The sequence below is a fragment of the Clostridium sp. AN503 genome (assembly GCF_040719375.1).
In the GTDB taxonomy this organism is placed as follows: Bacteria; Bacillota; Clostridia; order Lachnospirales; family Lachnospiraceae; genus Brotaphodocola.
Map to the genome: position 1 here is coordinate 1,224,835 of NZ_JBFDTP010000001.1, position 18,492 is coordinate 1,243,326.

The following is an 18,492-nucleotide window of genomic DNA, read 5'->3' on the forward strand; positions in this document are numbered from 1 at the left end:
TGAATATGGCGGCCCGCCATTTTGGGGCAGGCTGCCATATTCAGTCAGGGCAGCGTCCGGCGGGTAAGAAGACTGCCGCGCTGCCTGTGGATGATAAAGGAGAGATAACGTGGAAAAGACAACAGGTCTGGGTTTCTGGGGGGAGCTGAAACAGAAGCACCCTGAAATAGCCCGGTTTATCGTATTTTTTATAATCAGCAACGGCGTGACCGTGCTGCAGATGGTCCTGATGCCGCTTATCAAGTACCTGTTTGGCTTCACGGCGCTTGTGAGCGCCAACTTCCAGGTGCTGCCCATCGGGCACAATCTGGACGGCGGCATCTACTATGTGTTTGACTATGCGGCAGGGACTATTGCCTCCGGAGGCGGAGGCGGGCTTGCATATTTCCTGGCTGTGGAGATCACACTCCTGATCGCTCAGGTGATCAACTTTTTCCTTCAGCGCAATGTGACCTTCAAGTCCAACACCAGCATTACCCGGGCGGCGGTATGGTATTTTATCGCATGGGTGATCATTTCTGTGGGCGCGGCAGCGCTGCAGGGGCTTTACAAGACGCCGATCTACACATTCTTTATGAATATGATGGGGGACGGCGTGGGAATGACCGTGGCGGATATCATCACCATGCTCATCAACTGTGTCATTTCCTTCTGGGTATTTTACCCGATACTTAAGATCATTTTTAAGGAGAAGGAGGGGCAGACAGCGTCATGAAGCATGCAGACATTATCAAAAAAATGACCGTGGAGGAGAAAGCGGCAATCTTAAGCGGTAAAAATGAGTGGCAGAGCCGGGATATTCCCCGGCTGTCCATTCCGTCCATCTTTTGTGCGGACGGCCCTCACGGGATCCGCAAACAGGCAGGGACCGGCGATCATCTGGGGCTGAACCCTTCTCTTCCGGCGACCTGCTTCCCTACGGCGGCGACGGTCGCCGGAAGCTGGGATGAAAAACTGGCGCAGGAAGTGGGGGAGGCCCTGGGGGAGGAAGCGGCGGCTCTGGGCGTCGATGTGGTTCTCGGCCCTGGGCTGAACATCAAGCGCAGCCCGCTCTGCGGAAGGAATTTTGAGTATTTTTCGGAGGACCCTTATCTCTCCGGGAAGATGGCGGCGGCCTATGTGAAGGGGATACAAAGGAAAGGCGTCTATGCCTGCCCGAAGCATTTTGCCGTGAACAGCCAGGAGCTTCGCCGGATGGCGATGGACGCGGTAGTAGATGAGCGGACTCTCCGCGAGATCTATCTGACCGGGTTTGAGATCGCTGTGAAGGAAGGCGGGGCAGGGGCGCTGATGACCAGCTACAACCAGGTCAACGGCACCTATGCCAATGAAAATGAGCATCTTTTGAAAGACATACTCCGGGAGGACTGGGGATTTGACGGGATCGTGATCACGGACTGGGGCGGTTCCAACGACCATGTGCGCGGCGTGGCGAACCGGTCCAACCTGGAGATGCCGACGCCCGGACTGGATTCTGCAAGGCAGATCTTGGCGGCGCTTGAGGATGGACGTCTGACCATGGAGGAGCTGGATACCTGCGTGGATGATCTGCTGGACGCTGTCTTGACACTGGCAGAGAGCCGTAGGAAAAGAGAGCAGGACGCGGCAGGTTTTGATGCGGAGGCCCATCATGCCCTGGCGCGCCGCGCCGCGTCGGAAAGCATTATCCTTCTTAAAAATACAGCAGACCCGGAACCGATGCTTCCGATCAAAGAAAACTGCAAAGTTGCAGTGATCGGGGATTTCGCCATCACCCCGCGGTATCAGGGGGCGGGTTCCTCCATGGTCAATGCGGTTAAGGTGGAGACGATGGCAGAGCTGATCCGTGAATATCCGTTTGAATGTGTTGGCTGCGTATCCGGCTACCGCCGTACCGGGGAGACGGATGAGGCCCTTGTGAAAGAGGCGCTGGATCTGGCCAGACAGGCGGAGCTTGTGATCTTCTGCTTCGGTCTGGACGAGATCAGCGAGTCGGAGGGCATGGACCGCAGCCACATGCGGATACCCCAGAATCAGATTGGGCTTTTGGAGGCTCTTGTGAAGGTGAATCCCAACATCGCAGGCGTGATCAGCGCCGGGTCCCCAGTAGAGATGCCCTGGCAGTATTGCTGTAAGGCGATCGTGCACGGCTATCTGGGCGGGGAAGCGGGCGCAGGCGCCATGCTGGATGTGCTGACCGGAAACGTGAACCCTTCCGGGCGGCTCAGTGAGACTTATCCGCTCCGTTATGAGGACACGCCGGCATTCCGGTTCTTCCCAAGCGTGGAAAGGAATTCCGAGTACCGTGAAAGCCTTTTTGTGGGCTACCGGTATTACGATACCAGCAGAGTGCGGATACAGTATCCGTTTGGCTATGGACTTTCCTATACCACATTTTCCTACAGCGGCCTTGAGGTGACTGGGGAGGGCGTAAGTTTCACCCTTGAGAATACCGGGGACAGGGACGGCGCAGAGGTGGCCCAGTTGTATGTGGGATGCTGGGACAGCCGCGTGTTCCGTCCGGAAAAGGAGCTGAAGGGTTTTAAGAAGGTGTATTTGAAGGCAGGGGAAAAGGCACAGGTTACGATCCCATTTGACGATAAGACCTTCCGTTACTGGAATGTGAAGACAGACCGATGGGAGACTGAGGCGGGGATTTATCAGATCCTGGTAGGCTCCTGCGTGATGGATATCCGGCTCAGCAGCAGCATCGAGCTTAAGGGGACGGACGCCGTACTGCCTTATGACATGGAGCGGCTGCCCTCTTACCGCACCGGTTTGATCCAGAACGTAGGGAAAGAGGAATTTGAAGTCCTGCTGGGCCATCCGGTTCCGTCCGGTGAGTGGTCCGGAGAGCTGGGGATCAACGATGCGGTATGCCAGATGTATTATGCGAAAAGCAGGCTTGCCAGGGTGATCTACAAGGTACTGACCAGGATGCTGGAAAAAAATGAAGCGAAAGGCACTCCGGATTTGAACCTCCTGTTCCAGTACAACATCCCGTTCCGCGCCATTGCCAAAATGACTGGCGGCATAGTCAGCATGGAGATGGCGTATGGCATGACCGACGTGGTCAACGGACACTTCTTCAAAGGGATGAAATGCCTGATCGGAGGGTTCTTCCGGAACAGGCGGGACAATAAAGCATACGAAAAGAAACTGCTCACTCCATCGGGATCAAAACCGACAGAGTAAACCAGTTGTCTTTAGACTGAAGGGTCATGGAGCCGCCGTACTTTTGTGCGGCGGCCTGTATGCTTTTGAGGCCGTAGCCGTGGTACTGGGTGTTGCCCTTCGTGGTGAGCGGGAGCCGGTTAGCGCCAAGCTCCAGCGGTGTTTCCGTATAGTTCTCAAACTGGATCATCAGAAACTGGTTCTTCCGGAACATGGACAGGGTGACCAGCCGTTTCTCCGGATCTTCAAACTGGGAGACGCATTCGATCGCGTTGTCCAGGGCATTTCCGAAAATGGAGCAGATGTCCTTTACATGCATAAAGGATATGAGGCTGCCGTCCGCCATACAGGTGAAGTTGATCTGTTTTTGGGAGCAGTAGGTGCTCTTGGTGGTCAGGACCACATCTAAGACCCGGTTTCCGGTGTTTGTGAGGGCTTCCTGGGCGAGAATGGCCTGTTCCATCTCTTCTAAATACTGATCCCGTTTCTGAGGGTCGTCCTCGGCGCGGATCGCGATCATATAATGCTTCAGGTCATGGAACTCCCGGCGCAGAAGTTCTACATTGTCGATGGACATGCGGTACTGGTCGTACTGGCGCTGCAGCATCACGTTCATGATCTGGTTCTCGCTGCGCATCCGTAGCTCTTCCCGTTTCTCCATCTGGGTGACCAGCATGACCAGCCCTCCGAAATCCACCAGCGTGCGGACGTAGAGGATCGAGCTGGTGGCGCTGGAAAATGGCGTATCCGGCATAACAAAGCTCAAGTTACTGATGGTAAAGGCTGCAAGGGCGATCATGGCTGCGCCAAACAGCTCCTTGCCTGTGATATTTAAGCTCTCGTCCTGCGGGATATGTTCTCGTTCCAGAAACCAGTAGCCGGTGTACACGATCAGGTATATAAAGGACATGAGGGCTGCGGTCAGGGCCAGGCTCCTGAGATTAAAATGAACTACCAGCCATACGTTCAGCTGCCATTGCAGGGAAGCGGCAAATTCCGCCAGGACAAAGGCGCGGATACAGCAGAAACCGGCGTCCTGCGGGGATACGTCACAGATCATCCGGATCGATAAGTACATGCAGGCGATCGCGCCGATCATTCCCGGGATCCAGAGAACCAGCGGAGCCGCCCCGGCCATGTGCTGGTAAAAAAGGAACCATGCCAATAGCCCGGCCAGGGCCGCATACAGCTTTCCGCCGGACAGCTTCCGGCGAAGCATCATGATATAGGTCACACAGGCCGCCCACTCGGCAAAGGCCGTACATATCCTGGGGGTGTCCATCAAATCTGCTATATTCACCGCTGTATCCCTCCCATATAATCGGTAAATGAATCCAGAAAGCTTTTTTTGCGTGCCCGGCTGACAGCAAGTTCCGCACCGTCGGACAGGCGTACCATATTCGGCATCAGAGCCATAACGTGCTGCAGGTTGACCAGGTAGGCGTTGTGGCATTTGGCAAAGCCCTGGGATAAAAGCAGTTCCTCCATGCGTTTTAATGGTCCGGCTGTGCGGTAGCTGCCCCGTTCGCAGTGAACCAGGATGTCGTGCTTCTGGCTCTCGATGTAGGTGATCTGACTGGTATCCAGCTTAAGCTGGCAGCCATCCACTTCCAGGGTGAGATAGGTTTTGCTCTGCTTTTTCTGGACCAGCCGCGAGGCCTTGTTCATAATCTGTGAAAAGGCAAGGTAGGGAACCGGTTTTAGTACATAACCCAGGGCGTCAACCGTATATCCCTGGACTGCAAACTGAACCGTGGAGGTGATGAAGATGAAGATCACGTCCTCATCCAGAGCGCGGATCTTCTCGGCAGTGCGCATCCCGTCCAGATGCTTCATCTGGATATCCAACAGGATGATGTCATACTCCGCCTTGTAGTCAGAGATGATGTCCAGCCCGTCAAAAAAGCCGGATATCTGAAAATGGGCGGAGGTTTCCTTCTCATAGCGGCTTAAGTAGTTTCTCAGAATCTGCATGTCATTGTTGTCATCCTCGACAATCGCAATCCGGATCATGATCATTCCCTCCCTGAAAATACTTCGATAATTTATTATAAAGGATTGGCAAAAAAAGAACAAGTCTTAAGCATAATTCTCAAGTACCCCTCATAATATATAAGTAAGTTACATTATCAATGAAAACATAAGGAGAGAAAAAATGGACGAGACACATTATTCCATATCGGAGGCCGGCAAGCTGGTCGGGGTGGAAGCCCATGTACTCCGGTATTGGGAGGACGAGCTTCAGCTTGAAATACCACGCAATGGAAAAGACCACCGTTATTATACGGAATTACATATCAAACTGCTAAAAAAGGTAAAAGAACTGAAAGAGAAGGGGTATCAGCTCAAAGCGATCGAGCAGGTGCTTAAGAAAATGCTGGACGGGGACGAGATCTCCGACCCGGATGAGGTGCTGGAGCAAAATGCAGTGAATATCTTAAAAGAAGGAAGCGCGGAGGACGAGATGGACGGGGAAGGGAAACTTAGAATGGTACAGAAAAGGGAAAGTACGGAGGTGATCTCCCAGCAGGAGAAAATGGAACAGTTCCAGCAGTTGATGAACCATATCATCGGCAATGCGATCGGACAGGCCATGGAGCAGAACAACGAGGCGCTTAGCGACGAGATCAGCCGGCAGGTCAACGACCGGATGGTGCAGGAGCTGGAATATATGATGCGGATCAATGATGAGCGGGAGGAAGAACGGTTTAAAATGCTGGATGAGACCCTCCGCAGCTATCAGAAGGAGAGCAAAGGAAAGGCCGAGGCAGCGGCTACCAAGCTTCCGTTTTTCAAGAAAAAGAAGTTCGGGCGGAGCGGGAAGAAACTGTGATTGCATCCGGTTGGCGCTGAATGGGACAGGACCTGGGCGAGGCAAACGAATATGGTCTGTTGGAGCCTGGTCCTGTTTTTTACGTATAGAATTTGAAACTGGATATTGAAATATGCGATGGATTTTCTGCTTTGATGATGTTATAATCTTTTTATATAGAGTTCGATTGCAGTCAGCAATCAGTATTCTTTGGGATTTCCGCTAGATGGCGGTAGTTCCAGTCAGAAACAGGTCAATGTCGTTTTAGACAAATTTTCAATGAAGTGTGCGGCGAAGCTTTGAGGTCGCAATTTGCGACCTCAAAGCTATTTGAAAGAAAAATGAGGGATATTATATGGAAAAAGAATTACAGACAGAGAAACTCATTGTATCAGAAGAAACGGTAAAAAACTTGATATTTACAGTACGCAATCAGCAGGTTATGCTTGACAGTGATCTGGCAAACCTTTATCAAGTAGAGACAAAACGACTGAATGAAGCTATAAAAAGAAATATTGCAAGATTCCCAACGGAGTTCCGTTTTCAGTTAACAGAGGAAGAATATTGTTTGCTAAAGTCCAAAACTATGAACTTGGCAGAAAATGCGGAGGGCAAAGGTGGAAGAAGATATCTGCCGTATGTTTTTACGGAGCAGGGAATAGCGATGCTTTCAGCGGTTTTAAGAAGTGATGTGGCTATACAGGTAAGTATTAATATTATGAATGCCTTTGTAGCTATGAGAAAATTTCTGGTGAATAATGCACTTTTATTTGAACGTATCAATGAAATTGAAGTTCGGCAATTGGAGCATAAAAAGGATACGGACAGGAAGTTTGATCAGGTGTTTGATTATATCGCTGAATATGGTGAATCGACACAAAAAATATTCTTTGATGGACAGATTTATGATGCATTTAGTTTGCTGGTTAATCTGGTGAGCAGTGCAGAGAAATCACTTATTCTGGTTGACAATTACGTGGACATAGGGACTTTGAATATTTTAGCAAAGAAGAAAATGGGAGTATCTGTCTGCATTTACACAGCAAAGCGTACTAAATTGACAGGGATTGATGTGGAAAAATTTAACAGCCAATATTCTCAACTGGATATAAAGTATACGGGAGCGTTCCATGACCGTTTTCTTATTATAGATGATGACAGAGCATATCATGTAGGGGCGTCTTTAAAAGACGCAGGAAAAAAGTGCTTTGCGATAACCTTATTGGAAGATGGATCATTTATAAAAGATATTTTACAGAGATTGGAGCTTGAATCAGAGGAAAGGGCCTGATCAGGTAAATGGTACATACTGAAAGATCCGGTGGCTTTTCTATTTTCCCGATGCTATAATAGAACAGGAAAATGGACGGAAATACATGGAAAGGACAGCATTTATGCCCAGCATACTTTTAGAAATCCAGGAAACGGTAATGAAATACGCGGATATCATGTCCAAGATCGCGCAGATCGAGGTGGAGGTTGTGGATGAGACCCTTTACCGCGTGGCGGGTACCGGGATCTTCAGGCAGCATGTGAATGAGGACATGGCCCAGGAAGGGTATGTATACAGACATATCCTTCGGACTGGGAATGAAGTGATCATCTACAATCCGGGTAAAGAGGACCTATGCCAGAACTGCCCGAAGAAAGACATCTGCAGCGAGAAAATCGAGATTTCCATGCCTATCCGGCTGAACGGGGAGATCATCGGCGTCATCGGGCTGGTGGGGAGCAGTGAGGAGCAGCGGGAGCGGATCCTTTCTAATGAAAGGATGTATCTGGAGCTTCTGGAACAGATCGCGGAGTTTATCGCCGTAAAGGCGGGGGAGCTGACAGAGGCAAAGCAGCGGGCAGCGCTTCTGGATGCGCTGGACTGCGTGACCAACCATGTGGAGCGGGGGATCCTGATCCTGGGCAGGGACGACGTGATCACCATGGCCAACGAACCGGCCAGGCGCCAGCTCTCCGTGGAGGCGCCGGAGGGGAAGCGGGCGGTGGTCACGGCCACGGGAGATACCTTCAGCCGCCAGCATGAATATAAAGTATTGCTGGATGGAAAGGAATATTTTGTGATGGGGCATCTGTATGATCTGGACCAGGATCCGAAACGGTATTCCAGGGTTCTGATCTTTGAGAGCACCAGGGCTATGCAGCAGCGTTTTTACGAGATCACAAACACAGTGAATCCGCTCAGTACCTTCCATATCATAGGAAGCAGCCCTCAGACCCTGCAGATGCAGGAGGAGATCAAAAAGATCGCCCGCAGCACATCCACGGTGCTGATCACCGGGGAGAGCGGCACGGGAAAAGAGCTGGTGGCGACTGCTGTCTGGAAGGCCAGCGACCGGCGGGAAAATCGTTTTATCGCGATCAACTGCGGAGCCATACCGGAACCGCTTTTGGAGTCGGAGCTGTTCGGTTATGTGAAAGGCGCGTTCACGGGGGCGGATCCCAACGGGCGCATGGGCAAGTTTGAGCTTGCCAATAAGGGCGTCATATTCCTGGACGAGATCGGAGACATGCCGCTGTACCTTCAGGTGAAGCTTCTGCGGGTCATCCAGGAGCGCAAGATCATCCGCATCGGTTCCAACCAGGTGATCCCCATCGATGTGAGGATCATAGCGGCCACCAACAAGAATTTAAAGGAGATGATGGCGGAAAACAAGTTCCGGGAGGATCTGTATTACCGCCTGAACGTGATCCCCCTTAAGATCGCGCCTCTGCGGGAGCGGCGGGAAGATATCAAGGATCTGGTCTATTATTTTGCGAACCGTTATTCCAGCCTTTTTGGGAAGAATCTTATGAAGATATCGGAGGAGACCATGAAGCTTCTCCATGAATATCCATGGTACGGCAATATCCGGGAGCTGGAAAATACGGTGGAGTTCATGATCAATATGATGGAGGAGGACGGCATACTGGATGTGAGGACCCTGCCGGCCAATATCTCCGGTCAGCAGAGCCCGGAGATATTGGCCGGGGCGGACAGGCCGGAACAACCCAAGGATACGGTCGTGCCGCTTAAAGAACTGGAGCGGGCGGAGATCCAGAAAGCTCTTCGTATCTGCGGAAATGACACGGAAGGGAAGAAGAAGGCGGCTAAGATGCTGGGGATTGGACTGGCGACCTTGTACCGGAGGATGGAGGCGGATTGAGGGCATTCTCATAATGAGAAAAATAAATTCTCAAAGTGATAATAAATTCTCAAAATGATAACACAGAAACAATAGACGTATCCAACAAAATGGCAGTTATAAAAGCGCATTGAAATCATCTGAAGATTTCAATGCGTTTTTCATGTCAAAACGCACAAAACCGAAAACCTATTTTTGCACACTTTTCACAAAACCAAAGTCCCAAGATCAAAATTCAGCCAAAACCGAAAACTTGGCACGCTACTTGCTCTAAATAAGAGTAGACGGAGCGGTGATGATCCAGAACCGTTGCGAGTAAACAAACTTAAAGGAGAGAGTTGATATGAAAGAGGAGTTCAAATTAGTCCAGTATGACCGCAAAGCTGGTCAGAAATACAACCTGGATTTCCTGGGACTTGAGAGTGCAAAGGAAGTGCATCATTTCCACGCAAGCTTCCCGGTATATAAAGAGACCCCCCTCGCCGAGCTGAAAGAGACGGCAAAGGATATGGGGCTTGCGGATATCTATGTGAAGGATGAGTCTTACCGGTTTGGGCTCAACGCATTTAAGGTGCTGGGCGGCAGCTACGCGATCGGTAATTACCTGGCAAAACGCCTGGGTAAGAATATTTCTGAGATGCCTTACGAAAAGCTGGTGTCCGAGGATGTGAAAAAAGAGCTGGGGGAAATCACCTTTGTGACGGCTACAGACGGAAACCATGGCAGAGGCGTTGCGTGGACCGCACGCCAGCTGCAGCAGAAAGCAGTAGTCTATATGCCGAAGGGCAGCGCCGCAGAGCGTCTCAACAACATCCTGGCGGAGGGAGCGGACGCTTCCATCACGGAGCTTAATTACGACGAGGCCGTGCGGCTTGCCAACAGCCAGGCGGAGGAAAAAGGCTGGGTGATGGTTCAGGATACTGCCTGGGACGGATACGAAGACATCCCAACCTGGATCATGCAGGGCTACGGGACCATGGCATACGAGGCATACACACAGCTTCCGGAAAAACCGACCCACATCTTTTTACAGGCAGGCGTTGGGTCCATGGCGGGAGCGGTTGCAGGATTCTTCTCCGCAGTGTACGGCGAGGACAGACCGATCATCACCGTGGTAGAGCCGAATAAGGCGGACTGCGTGTTCCGCACCGCAGAGGCGGCGGACGGCAAGCTCCATTTTGTGACAGGCGATATGGATACGATCATGGCAGGTTTAGCCTGCGGCGAGCCGTGCAGTATCGGCTGGAACGTGCTCCGTGACTATGCCGACAACTTCATTTCCTGCCCCGATTACGCGGCGGCCCAGGGCATGAGGATCCTTGGAAACCCGGCAGCCGGAGATAACAAAGTGGTGTCCGGGGAGAGCGGCGCGGCGGCATTTGGCTGTGTGGCGGAGATCATGAGGAATCCAGAGCTGGCAGAGCTGAAAGTCAAACTTAAGCTGGATGAAAATTCCCGGGTACTGTTCTTCAGCACCGAGGGCGACACGGATAAGGAAAATTATAAAGCGATCGTCTGGGACGGTTTATACCCGAGACGGTAAATGTAAAGGCAGCATTGGAAAATATAAAATTCAGGAGGATGGTAAGATGGTAAAAGAGAGAGACGATCAGGTGGTTTCATTATGTCAGAAGCTGGTGCAGCAGAAGAGCTACTCCGGGCATGAGGACGGAGTGGTGGAAGTCCTTTCCGCCAACATGAAGGAGATGGGCTTCGATGAGGTAACGGTTGACAGGTACGGCAACATCATTGGCTGCATTAAGGGCAGCCGTCCGGGCAAGAAGCTTTTGTTTGACGGACACATTGATACAGTGCCGGTGACAGAGGAAGCCGAGTGGCAGTATCCGCCGTTCGCAGCTGAGATCCATGAGGGAAAGATCTACGGCAGAGGCACCAGCGACATGAAGGGCGCGGTTGCAGCCATGACCTGCGCGGCAGCAAACTTTGCAAAAGATACCGGTAAGGATTTTGCAGGTGAGATCTATGTGGCGGGCGTTGTCCATGAGGAGTGCTTTGAAGGCGTTGCAGCCCGGGAGATCAGCAGACAGGTACAGCCTGATTACGTTGTGATCGGTGAAGCTTCCCAGTTAAACTTAAAGATCGGGCAGAGAGGCAGAGCGGAGATCGTGGTTGAGACCATCGGAAAACCGTGCCATTCCGCAAATCCGGAGAAGGGCATCAACGCCGTTTATAAGATGGCAAAGGTCATCGAGGCCATCCGTACCTTGGAGCCGACCCACCATGACACCCTGGGCGACGGCATCCTGGAGCTTACCGACATCAAATCCGCTCCCTATCCGGGCGCGTCCGTAGTGCCGGAGTACTGCCGGGCCACCTACGACAGACGCCTTCTGGTAGGCGAGACCAAAGAGAGCGTGCTTGCACCGATTAAAGAGCTGTTAGATAAGCTGATGGCGGAGGACCCGCAGCTCAAGGTAAAGGTTTCCTACGCGGTAGGCAGGGAAAAATGCCACACCGGCAGCGAGATCGAGGGCGAGCGTTTCTTCCCGGGCTGGCTGTATGACAAGAACGACGATTTCGTCCAGGATGTATACGCAAAGCTTATGGAGAAAGGATTTACACCGGAGATCACCCAGTATAACTTCTGCACCAACGGAAGCCACTACGCAGGGGAAGCCGGGATCAAGACCTTCGGCCTGGGGCCGTCCAAGGAGAATCTGGCCCACACGCTTAACGAGTACATTGAAGTGGAACAGCTTACCAAAGTAACAGAGTGCTACTACGGGGTTATGGAAGCGCTGTTAAAATAAAGAGAAAAAGGAAATGGGGGATTTACAATGAGCAGTACACAGACAACAGCATTAGTTATTATCCTGTTATACATGGCAGCAACCGTAGCTATCGGTTTGATCGCATCACGCATGAAACAGTCCAAAGAAGCGAAGCAGAGCAACGATGATTTCCTGATGGCAAGCAAATCCTTAGGGCCGGTAGTTCTTGCGGCAACCCTGTTTGCAGCCAACACAGGCGGCGCCAGCACTACAGGTATCGCCACCAACGTCCATACATACGGGCTTTCCGCCTGCTGGTATGTGATCGCGGCAGGGATCGGCTTCGTCCTGGTATCCTTTATTGCGCCTTACTTCAGAAAAGCACAGGCCAACACGGTGCCGGAGATCATCAGCAAGCGGTACGGCAAAGCGTCCCATATCTTTACGGCCTTTACCTCCATCGCGGCCCTCTTTATGGCGACCGGAGCACAGATCATCGCGACTGCGTCCATCATCAATGTGGTTACCGGGCTTTCTTTCCAGGCAGCAGCGATCGTGACCACCATTGTAGTTATCATTTACACCATGGTCGGCGGTTTTAAATCCGTTACGGCAGCCAACATGATGCATGTGCTGTTCATTACCGTAGGCATGACCATCGCCATGTTCATCATGGTGAACAACAGTGCGGTAGGTGGTTTTGGCGCACTGTTTGAGAAGGCAAAGGCAGTTTCAGCAGAGGCAGGAAATGGTCTGGATCTGACCAGTATGACCAAGATCGGTATTCCTACCGTGGCCGGCTATATCGCCATGTACTTTATGACCTTCCCGACCGGACAGGAGATCGTGCAGACCTACTGTTCCGCTAAAAACGGCAAAGCAGCTATGACCGGTTCTGTGATCGCAGGCCTGCTGTCAGCGGCGTACGCCATCGTTCCGGCTATCATCGGCCTTCTGGCCTACACCTGCATCGACGGTTTCGCAATGGGCGGAGCACAGAAGAACGCGCTGGCTGAAGCAACCATCCGTTTCTCCCCGTCCATCGTGGCAGGCCTGGTGCTTGCAGCGATTGTAGCAGCGACCATGAGCAGCGCATCCGGCAACATGATCGGTACAGCAACTATGTTTACCAACGATATTTTCACCCCTTATATCAATAAGGGCAAAAAAGATGACCAGAAAGAGATGTGGATCTCCCGTGTGACCATGGTTGTAGTGGGCCTGGTAGGCCTGACCGTGGCCCTGACCGCATCCAATATCATCAGCGTAATGATGGGCGCATTTGCACTCAGGAGCGCAGGCCCGTTCGCAGCATTTATCTGCGGTATCTTCTATAAGAATGTGACTCAGAGGGCAGGATTTATCTCCATCGTGACCGGAACGATCGTTGCGGCTGTCTGGATCTATATCCTGAATACACCGTGGGGGTTGAGCGCAATGGTTCCGGGCGGAATCGCAGCATTTATCGCAATCTTCTTCTTCTCCTGGCTGGATCGGAAGAACGGCGTAGCGCCTGCACCGGCGATCAAATTTGACGAGGACTAAGCGCTGATATGAATGAAGCAGTGTAAATGAGCTGTAGCATAAGGATTTATGTAAGATAAAGATTTATAAAAATATAGCAGGAGAGGTATAAAATCATGAAAAAACTGATTCGCAATGGCCTTGTTGTTGATGGAAGCGGCAATCCGGGGTATAAGGCAGATGTGTTGTTAAATGACGGTATCATTGAAAAGATAGCAGAAACCATTGAACTGGCGGCGGCAGAGGATGTTCAGGTGATCGACGCGTCAGGCCTTGTGGTGGCGCCGGGATTCATCGACACCCACAGCCACAGCGATCTGCAGATCCTGGTAGAGCCGGAGGTTATGCCCAAGGTAATGCAGGGTATCACCACCGAGATCCTGGGTCAGGACGGCATCTCCATGGCACCGCTCCCGAAGCAGTACATCAGCCCCTGGAGAAAGAATCTGGCGGGGCTGGACGGTGACAGCGATGACATCGACTGGAATTTTGAGACTACTGAGAATTATTTAAAGATGATCGACGCGGTAAAACCGGGCTTAAACGAGTGCTATCTGGTTCCCCATGGCAATATCCGCATGGAGGCTATGGGCCTTGAGAACCGTCTTCCCAACGAGGAGGAGTTAGAGAAAATGCGCGCCATCACCCGCCGGGAGATGGAGGCAGGAGCCGTAGGCCTGTCCACTGGACTGATCTATATGCCGTGCGCATATTCCGAGTCCAAAGAGATCATCGAGATGTGTAAGGTTGTGGCGGAGTATGACGGAAGCTTTGTGATCCATCAGAGGAGCGAGGCGGACACCATTTTAGATTCCATGGAAGAGGTCATTAAGATTGGCCGGGAGTCCGGCGTTAAGATCCACTACTCCCACTTCAAGGTTTGCGGCAAGAAGAACTGGGATAAGGTTGACAAGGTGATGGAGCTTCTTGAGAAGGCCCAGAAAGAGGGCATCCGGGTTTCCTTCGACCAGTATCCGTATGTGGCCGGAAGCACCATGCTGGGCGTTATCCTGCCTCCGTGGGTACATGACGGCGGTACCGACAATGTGTTAAAGCGCCTGGCTGACCCGGAGCTGCGGAAAAAGATGGTCTACGATATTGAGCACGGCATCCCCGGTTGGGATAACTTCGTGGAATTCGCCGGTCTGGACCAGATCTTCGTGACCAGCGTTAAGACTGAGAAGAACAAAGACTCCATCGGCTTGAGCCTGACCGAGCTTGGCAAGCTGAGAGGCAAAGATCCCTATGAGGCCACCTTCGATCTTCTCTACGAGGAGGAAAATGCCGTAGGCATGGTGGATTTCTACGGAACAGAGGAGCACGTGATCCGCATCATGAAGCGTCCGGAAATGAACGCCTGCACCGACGGCCTGCTGGGCGGCAAGCCTCATCCGCGCGTATACGGCGCATTCCCGAGAATTTTGGGAAAATATGTCCGTGAGGAGAAGGCCCTGACCTTGGAGGAAGCAGTTTATAAGATGACCAAAAAACCGGCTACCACTTTCAACATGACCGGCAGGGGCGAGGTAAAGGAAGGATACTGCGCAGATTTTTGCATCTTCAACCCGGACACCGTGATCGACAAAGGAACCTTCATCGATCCGATCCAGTATCCGGAAGGCATCGAGTATGTGATTATCGGCGGTGAGCTGGCGGTTGAGAACGGAAAGTACACCGGCAGGAGAAACGGCGTTGTATTAAGAAAAAAAGGAAAAGAGGTAATCAGATAAATGGCAAGAGAGGTTGTATTTACAGATAAAGCGCCGAAGGCGGTAGGCCCCTATGTACAGGCGGTCAAATCAAACGGCATGGTCTATGTTTCCGGACAGCTTGGCATCGATGTGGCGGCAGGCGGCCTTGCGGACGGAGTGGAGGCCCAGGCCCACTGCTCCATGAAGAATCTGGGCGAGATCTTAAAAGCCGCGGGAAGCGATTACAAGAATGTGGTCAAGACTACGATCTTTTTGACAGACATGAATGATTTTGCTGCTGTGAACAAGATCTACGAGTCCTATTTCGGAGGCGATTTCCCGGCCCGCTCCTGCATCCAGGTGGCGAAGCTCCCTCTGGGAGGACTGGTGGAAGTGGAGTGTGTGGCGGAGCTGTAATCAGTGTAAGCCGGATTCCTGTGAAGCATAGGCAGGTTATGGGTAAGGACAGGTAACTATATGTAAGTATTAGATAAGGGTATCCTGAAGGTCTTGGAAAAGGCATTTGGGATGCCCTTATTGCGTTGTCAGCAGTGATTTTTAGTTGCCATACTGTTGCATGTTGTGGCTTCTTTGTTGCAGGTGATACAAAATTGTTGCCTTGCATCAGAGCTGGTTTTGCTCCACTGATTGATGACAGCCTGATTCTTGAGGATTATTTGAGTTTTATCAGAGCGGCGTTGTGTTTATGATTTTGGCATGGTTTTTGCTGTTTATATAGATAACAGAAAATACCTGCTGCACATGCTGTAGCTGTGCCGGGCAGAAAAGTAAAGGAGATTTTGCGATATGGATTACACAAGCCTGTTGAAAAACAAAGATGGAAAGAAATCAAGAGTCGGCATTATCGGTGCTACGCGGGGGTATGGCTACACGCTGTTAGCGCAGATCCCGAAGGTAGAGCTTATGGAACTGCGGCTGATCTGCGCCCGCCATACCGGGGAGTGTGAGGAAGTTCTTGCGGGGCTGGGGTATGGGAAAGATGAGATCGTGATCTGTTCCACAAAAGAGGAAGTTTTAAGCGCGCCGAAGGACGCGGTTCTGATCGTGACGGACTACAGCCTGGCAGCAGAGAGCGATATTACTGCGCTGGTTGAGTGCACGGGGAATACTTCCGTCAGCTCTGATGCGGCGATCACCGCGCTGAAAAAAGGAATCAATGTGTATATGGTCTCTAAAGAGACGGACAGTGTATGCGGGCCGGTATTTAACCAGACGGCAGAAGAAAATCATGCAGTTTATGCGCTGGTAAACGGAGACCAGCCGAGAAATCTCCTGGATCTGTATTCCTGGGGGAAGGTGCTGGGACTGGAGATCATTGCGGCGGGAAAGGCCAGTGAATACGATTTTGTATGGGATCCGGATACTGGAGAGTTTACTTATATGGAAGGCGATGAGAAGCCCCATGAGAACATTCCGGGAATGAGGGAATTCTGGCATTACAAGGGGAAGGAAACCCTGGAGGAACGGCGTAAGCTGCTTGAAGCATATATGGCGGTCATTTCTGCGGATCTGTGCGAGATGAATCTGGTGTCTAACGTCACCGGTCTGGTTCCGTCCGCTCCGCGCTTAAACTATCCGGTAGCAAAGATCAGTGAACTGGCTGATATCTTTATTCCGGAGGAAGACGGCGGAATCCTGAAAAAGACTGGGGTGGTAGATGTGTTCTGCAACCTTCGCGCCCCGGATGAGGCGAGCTTTGCCGGCGGAGAATTCATTATTATCAGGTGTGAAAATGAGACGGTCTGGGAGCTTTTGATCAGTAAGGGCCATGTGGTCAGCCGCAATGGAAAGTATGCGTGTATTTATCTCCCCTATCATTATATGGGGCTGGAGACACCGATCTCTATTTTGCTGGGCGATCTGATGGGAATCGGAACCCATCCGGAATGCCGTCAGGTGACAGTCATGACAGGCGTGGCAGAGCGGGATCTGCCGAAGGGGACCGTGCTTAAGGTTCAGGGGCATCATCACTCCATTGACGGCCTGATCCCGGAGCTGTGGGAGAGGAAGGATGCAGAACATGTGGCTCCGTTTTATCTGTTGAATGGAATGATACTGTTAAGCGACGTGAAGAAGGGAGAGCCGATCACAAAGGATGTGGTAGACTTAAGCGGAAGCAGGCCCTATGAGCTGTATGAAGCAGGGTTGAAACTGAACTAAAATCGGTTTGTTGACAGACAGAGCAAAGGAGGGTGCATCAGCGCCCTCCTGTTTTATGTCAATAAAAATGGAAAGCCGGGCATTGCGCCCGGCTGAACTTTTATACAATAACAGTTCCATCCTGGATAACTCCGGCAACTTTTTTCAGCGCCTTTACATCCTCCAGGGGATTCCCTTCCAGTATGACCAGATCTGCCTCCTTTCCTTCCCGGATGGAACCGACGCTGTGATCTGCGCGGCAGAGGCGGGCGGCGTTTATGGTGACGCCCGCAAGGACATCGCGGTTTGCCGCACCCAGGTCAGAGATATAACATGCTTCCTGCGCCAGTCCCTGGTGCAGGCCGTCCGTGCCGATGCCAAACTTAAGACCGCCTTTTATGGCGCCGGAAAGGCAGTTGCAGATGATCTCTTTTTCCCTCAGGCTGCCGTCCCGGTCCTGGGGTGAGAACTTGAAAAGAAGCTCGTCATTTAGGGCATAGCTGGGGGTATATACAACCCAGCGGTCCTCTTTTTTCACACGCTCCACCTGGCCGGGCGTAATGTAATAGACGTGTTCCAGGCAGTCGATGCCGGCAGTCAGGCAGTCATCCAGCCCCTGTCCGCCGGAGCAGTGGCAGGCGGTCGGGATATTGACGCTTCTGGCTTCTTCCACCACAACCCGAAGCTCGTCCAGGGTGAGGAAATGATAGATAAACGGTGTGGCGTTGATCACTTTGGTCATGAAGACTTTGAGGAAATCCACTCCATGGGCAATGTTTTCACGGGATGTTTTGCGGAAGGCCTCAGGGCCGCAGTGCGGCATCCCCACGTATCCGTGGCCATGGGTGCTGCGCATACCGATTCCGCTGACGATCAGCTTGGGTCCCGCAAGGCGGCCCTCTTTCTGCGCTTTTTTGCAGGTGACATCGATGTAGAAGCGGTCGCCAAGGCAGCGGGAGGTGGTGACGCCGGAAACCAGGTCGTCCTTCATGGTTTTGATGGCGCGGATGGTCTGCTCCGCCTCGCAGTCCTCCATCTTCACAAGATGGTTTTGCAGCCTGGCATCCAGCGCCAGGTGATTGTGGCAGTCGATCATGCCCGGGATGATCACGTTGTCGCCGTAGTCAAGTACCTGGATGCCTTCCGGAATGGTCATTTGGGAAATATGTTCATAGATGGCTGCGATCTTACCATTCTCCACCAAAAGCCCGGCGTCCTTCTTTGTCTCCAGTTCGTCTCCAACGATGATCTCATTTGCTTTGATAATATAACGCTCCATGTAAATA

The 18,492-nt window shown here is 51.9% G+C and carries 14 protein-coding genes; 11 read left to right on the forward strand and 3 right to left on the reverse strand.

Annotated features, from left to right (window positions below; genetic code table 11):
* The first annotated feature begins 109 nt into the window (after positions 1–109).
* Both AB1I67_RS05570 and AB1I67_RS05575 read left to right on the forward strand, forming a co-directional pair.
* Positions 110–715 (forward strand): hypothetical protein, encoded by a 606-nt coding sequence (locus AB1I67_RS05570; RefSeq protein ID WP_367028814.1) that lies wholly within the window; start codon positions 110–112, stop codon positions 713–715.
* Positions 712–3,174, forward strand: a complete 2,463-nt coding sequence (locus AB1I67_RS05575) for a glycoside hydrolase family 3 C-terminal domain-containing protein (RefSeq protein WP_367028815.1) — start codon at positions 712–714, stop codon at positions 3,172–3,174. Before AB1I67_RS05570 ends, AB1I67_RS05575 begins: the two co-directional genes overlap by 4 nt.
* On the opposite strand, the gene AB1I67_RS05580 is transcribed toward AB1I67_RS05575, so the two are convergent.
* Complete coding sequence (locus tag AB1I67_RS05580; protein WP_367028816.1) at positions 3,143–4,453, reverse strand: GHKL domain-containing protein; 1,311 nt, start codon at positions 4,451–4,453, stop codon at positions 3,143–3,145. The two genes, AB1I67_RS05575 and AB1I67_RS05580, sit on opposite strands and share 32 nt — an antisense overlap.
* A complete protein-coding gene (locus AB1I67_RS05585) occupies positions 4,450–5,166 on the reverse strand; it encodes a LytTR family DNA-binding domain-containing protein (protein WP_367028817.1) in 717 nt (238 codons plus the stop codon). Before AB1I67_RS05585 ends, AB1I67_RS05580 begins: the two co-directional genes overlap by 4 nt.
* A gap of 142 nt (positions 5,167–5,308) precedes the next feature.
* Between AB1I67_RS05585 and AB1I67_RS05590 the strand changes: the two genes are divergently transcribed.
* The 9 genes from AB1I67_RS05590 (at position 5,309) to AB1I67_RS05630 (ending at position 17,227) form a co-directional block, all read left to right on the forward strand.
* Entirely contained in the window at positions 5,309–5,986 is a 678-nt protein-coding gene (locus AB1I67_RS05590) for a helix-turn-helix domain-containing protein (RefSeq protein ID WP_367028818.1), read from the forward strand.
* 334 nt (positions 5,987–6,320) lie between these two features.
* Entirely contained in the window at positions 6,321–7,256 is a 936-nt protein-coding gene (locus AB1I67_RS05595) for an ORF6N domain-containing protein (RefSeq protein ID WP_367028819.1), read from the forward strand.
* A 103-nt stretch (positions 7,257–7,359) separates the two neighbouring features.
* Entirely contained in the window at positions 7,360–9,120 is a 1,761-nt protein-coding gene (locus AB1I67_RS05600) for a sigma 54-interacting transcriptional regulator (RefSeq protein WP_367029162.1), read from the forward strand.
* 322 nt (positions 9,121–9,442) lie between these two features.
* Positions 9,443–10,642 (forward strand): diaminopropionate ammonia-lyase, encoded by a 1,200-nt coding sequence (gene dpaL, locus AB1I67_RS05605; RefSeq protein ID WP_367028820.1) that lies wholly within the window; start codon positions 9,443–9,445, stop codon positions 10,640–10,642.
* 46 nt (positions 10,643–10,688) lie between these two features.
* Positions 10,689–11,870: a YgeY family selenium metabolism-linked hydrolase gene (locus tag AB1I67_RS05610; RefSeq protein WP_367028821.1), complete on the forward strand. Its 1,182-nt coding sequence runs from the start codon at positions 10,689–10,691 to the stop codon at positions 11,868–11,870.
* Positions 11,871–11,897: 27 nt separating this feature from the next.
* Complete coding sequence (locus tag AB1I67_RS05615) at positions 11,898–13,376, forward strand: sodium:solute symporter family protein (protein WP_367028822.1); 1,479 nt, start codon at positions 11,898–11,900, stop codon at positions 13,374–13,376.
* Positions 13,377–13,471: 95 nt separating this feature from the next.
* Positions 13,472–15,085: a D-aminoacylase gene (locus AB1I67_RS05620; RefSeq protein WP_367028823.1), complete on the forward strand. Its 1,614-nt coding sequence runs from the start codon at positions 13,472–13,474 to the stop codon at positions 15,083–15,085.
* Complete coding sequence (locus AB1I67_RS05625; protein ID WP_367028824.1) at positions 15,086–15,463, forward strand: RidA family protein; 378 nt, start codon at positions 15,086–15,088, stop codon at positions 15,461–15,463. It abuts the gene before it with no gap.
* 390 nt (positions 15,464–15,853) lie between these two features.
* Positions 15,854–17,227 (forward strand): hypothetical protein, encoded by a 1,374-nt coding sequence (locus AB1I67_RS05630; protein WP_367028825.1) that lies wholly within the window; start codon positions 15,854–15,856, stop codon positions 17,225–17,227.
* A gap of 100 nt (positions 17,228–17,327) precedes the next feature.
* Here the strand turns inward: AB1I67_RS05630 and AB1I67_RS05635 are convergent, their stop codons facing one another.
* Complete coding sequence (locus AB1I67_RS05635; RefSeq protein WP_367028826.1) at positions 17,328–18,485, reverse strand: amidohydrolase family protein; 1,158 nt, start codon at positions 18,483–18,485, stop codon at positions 17,328–17,330.
* Positions 18,486–18,492 lie beyond the last annotated feature (7 nt).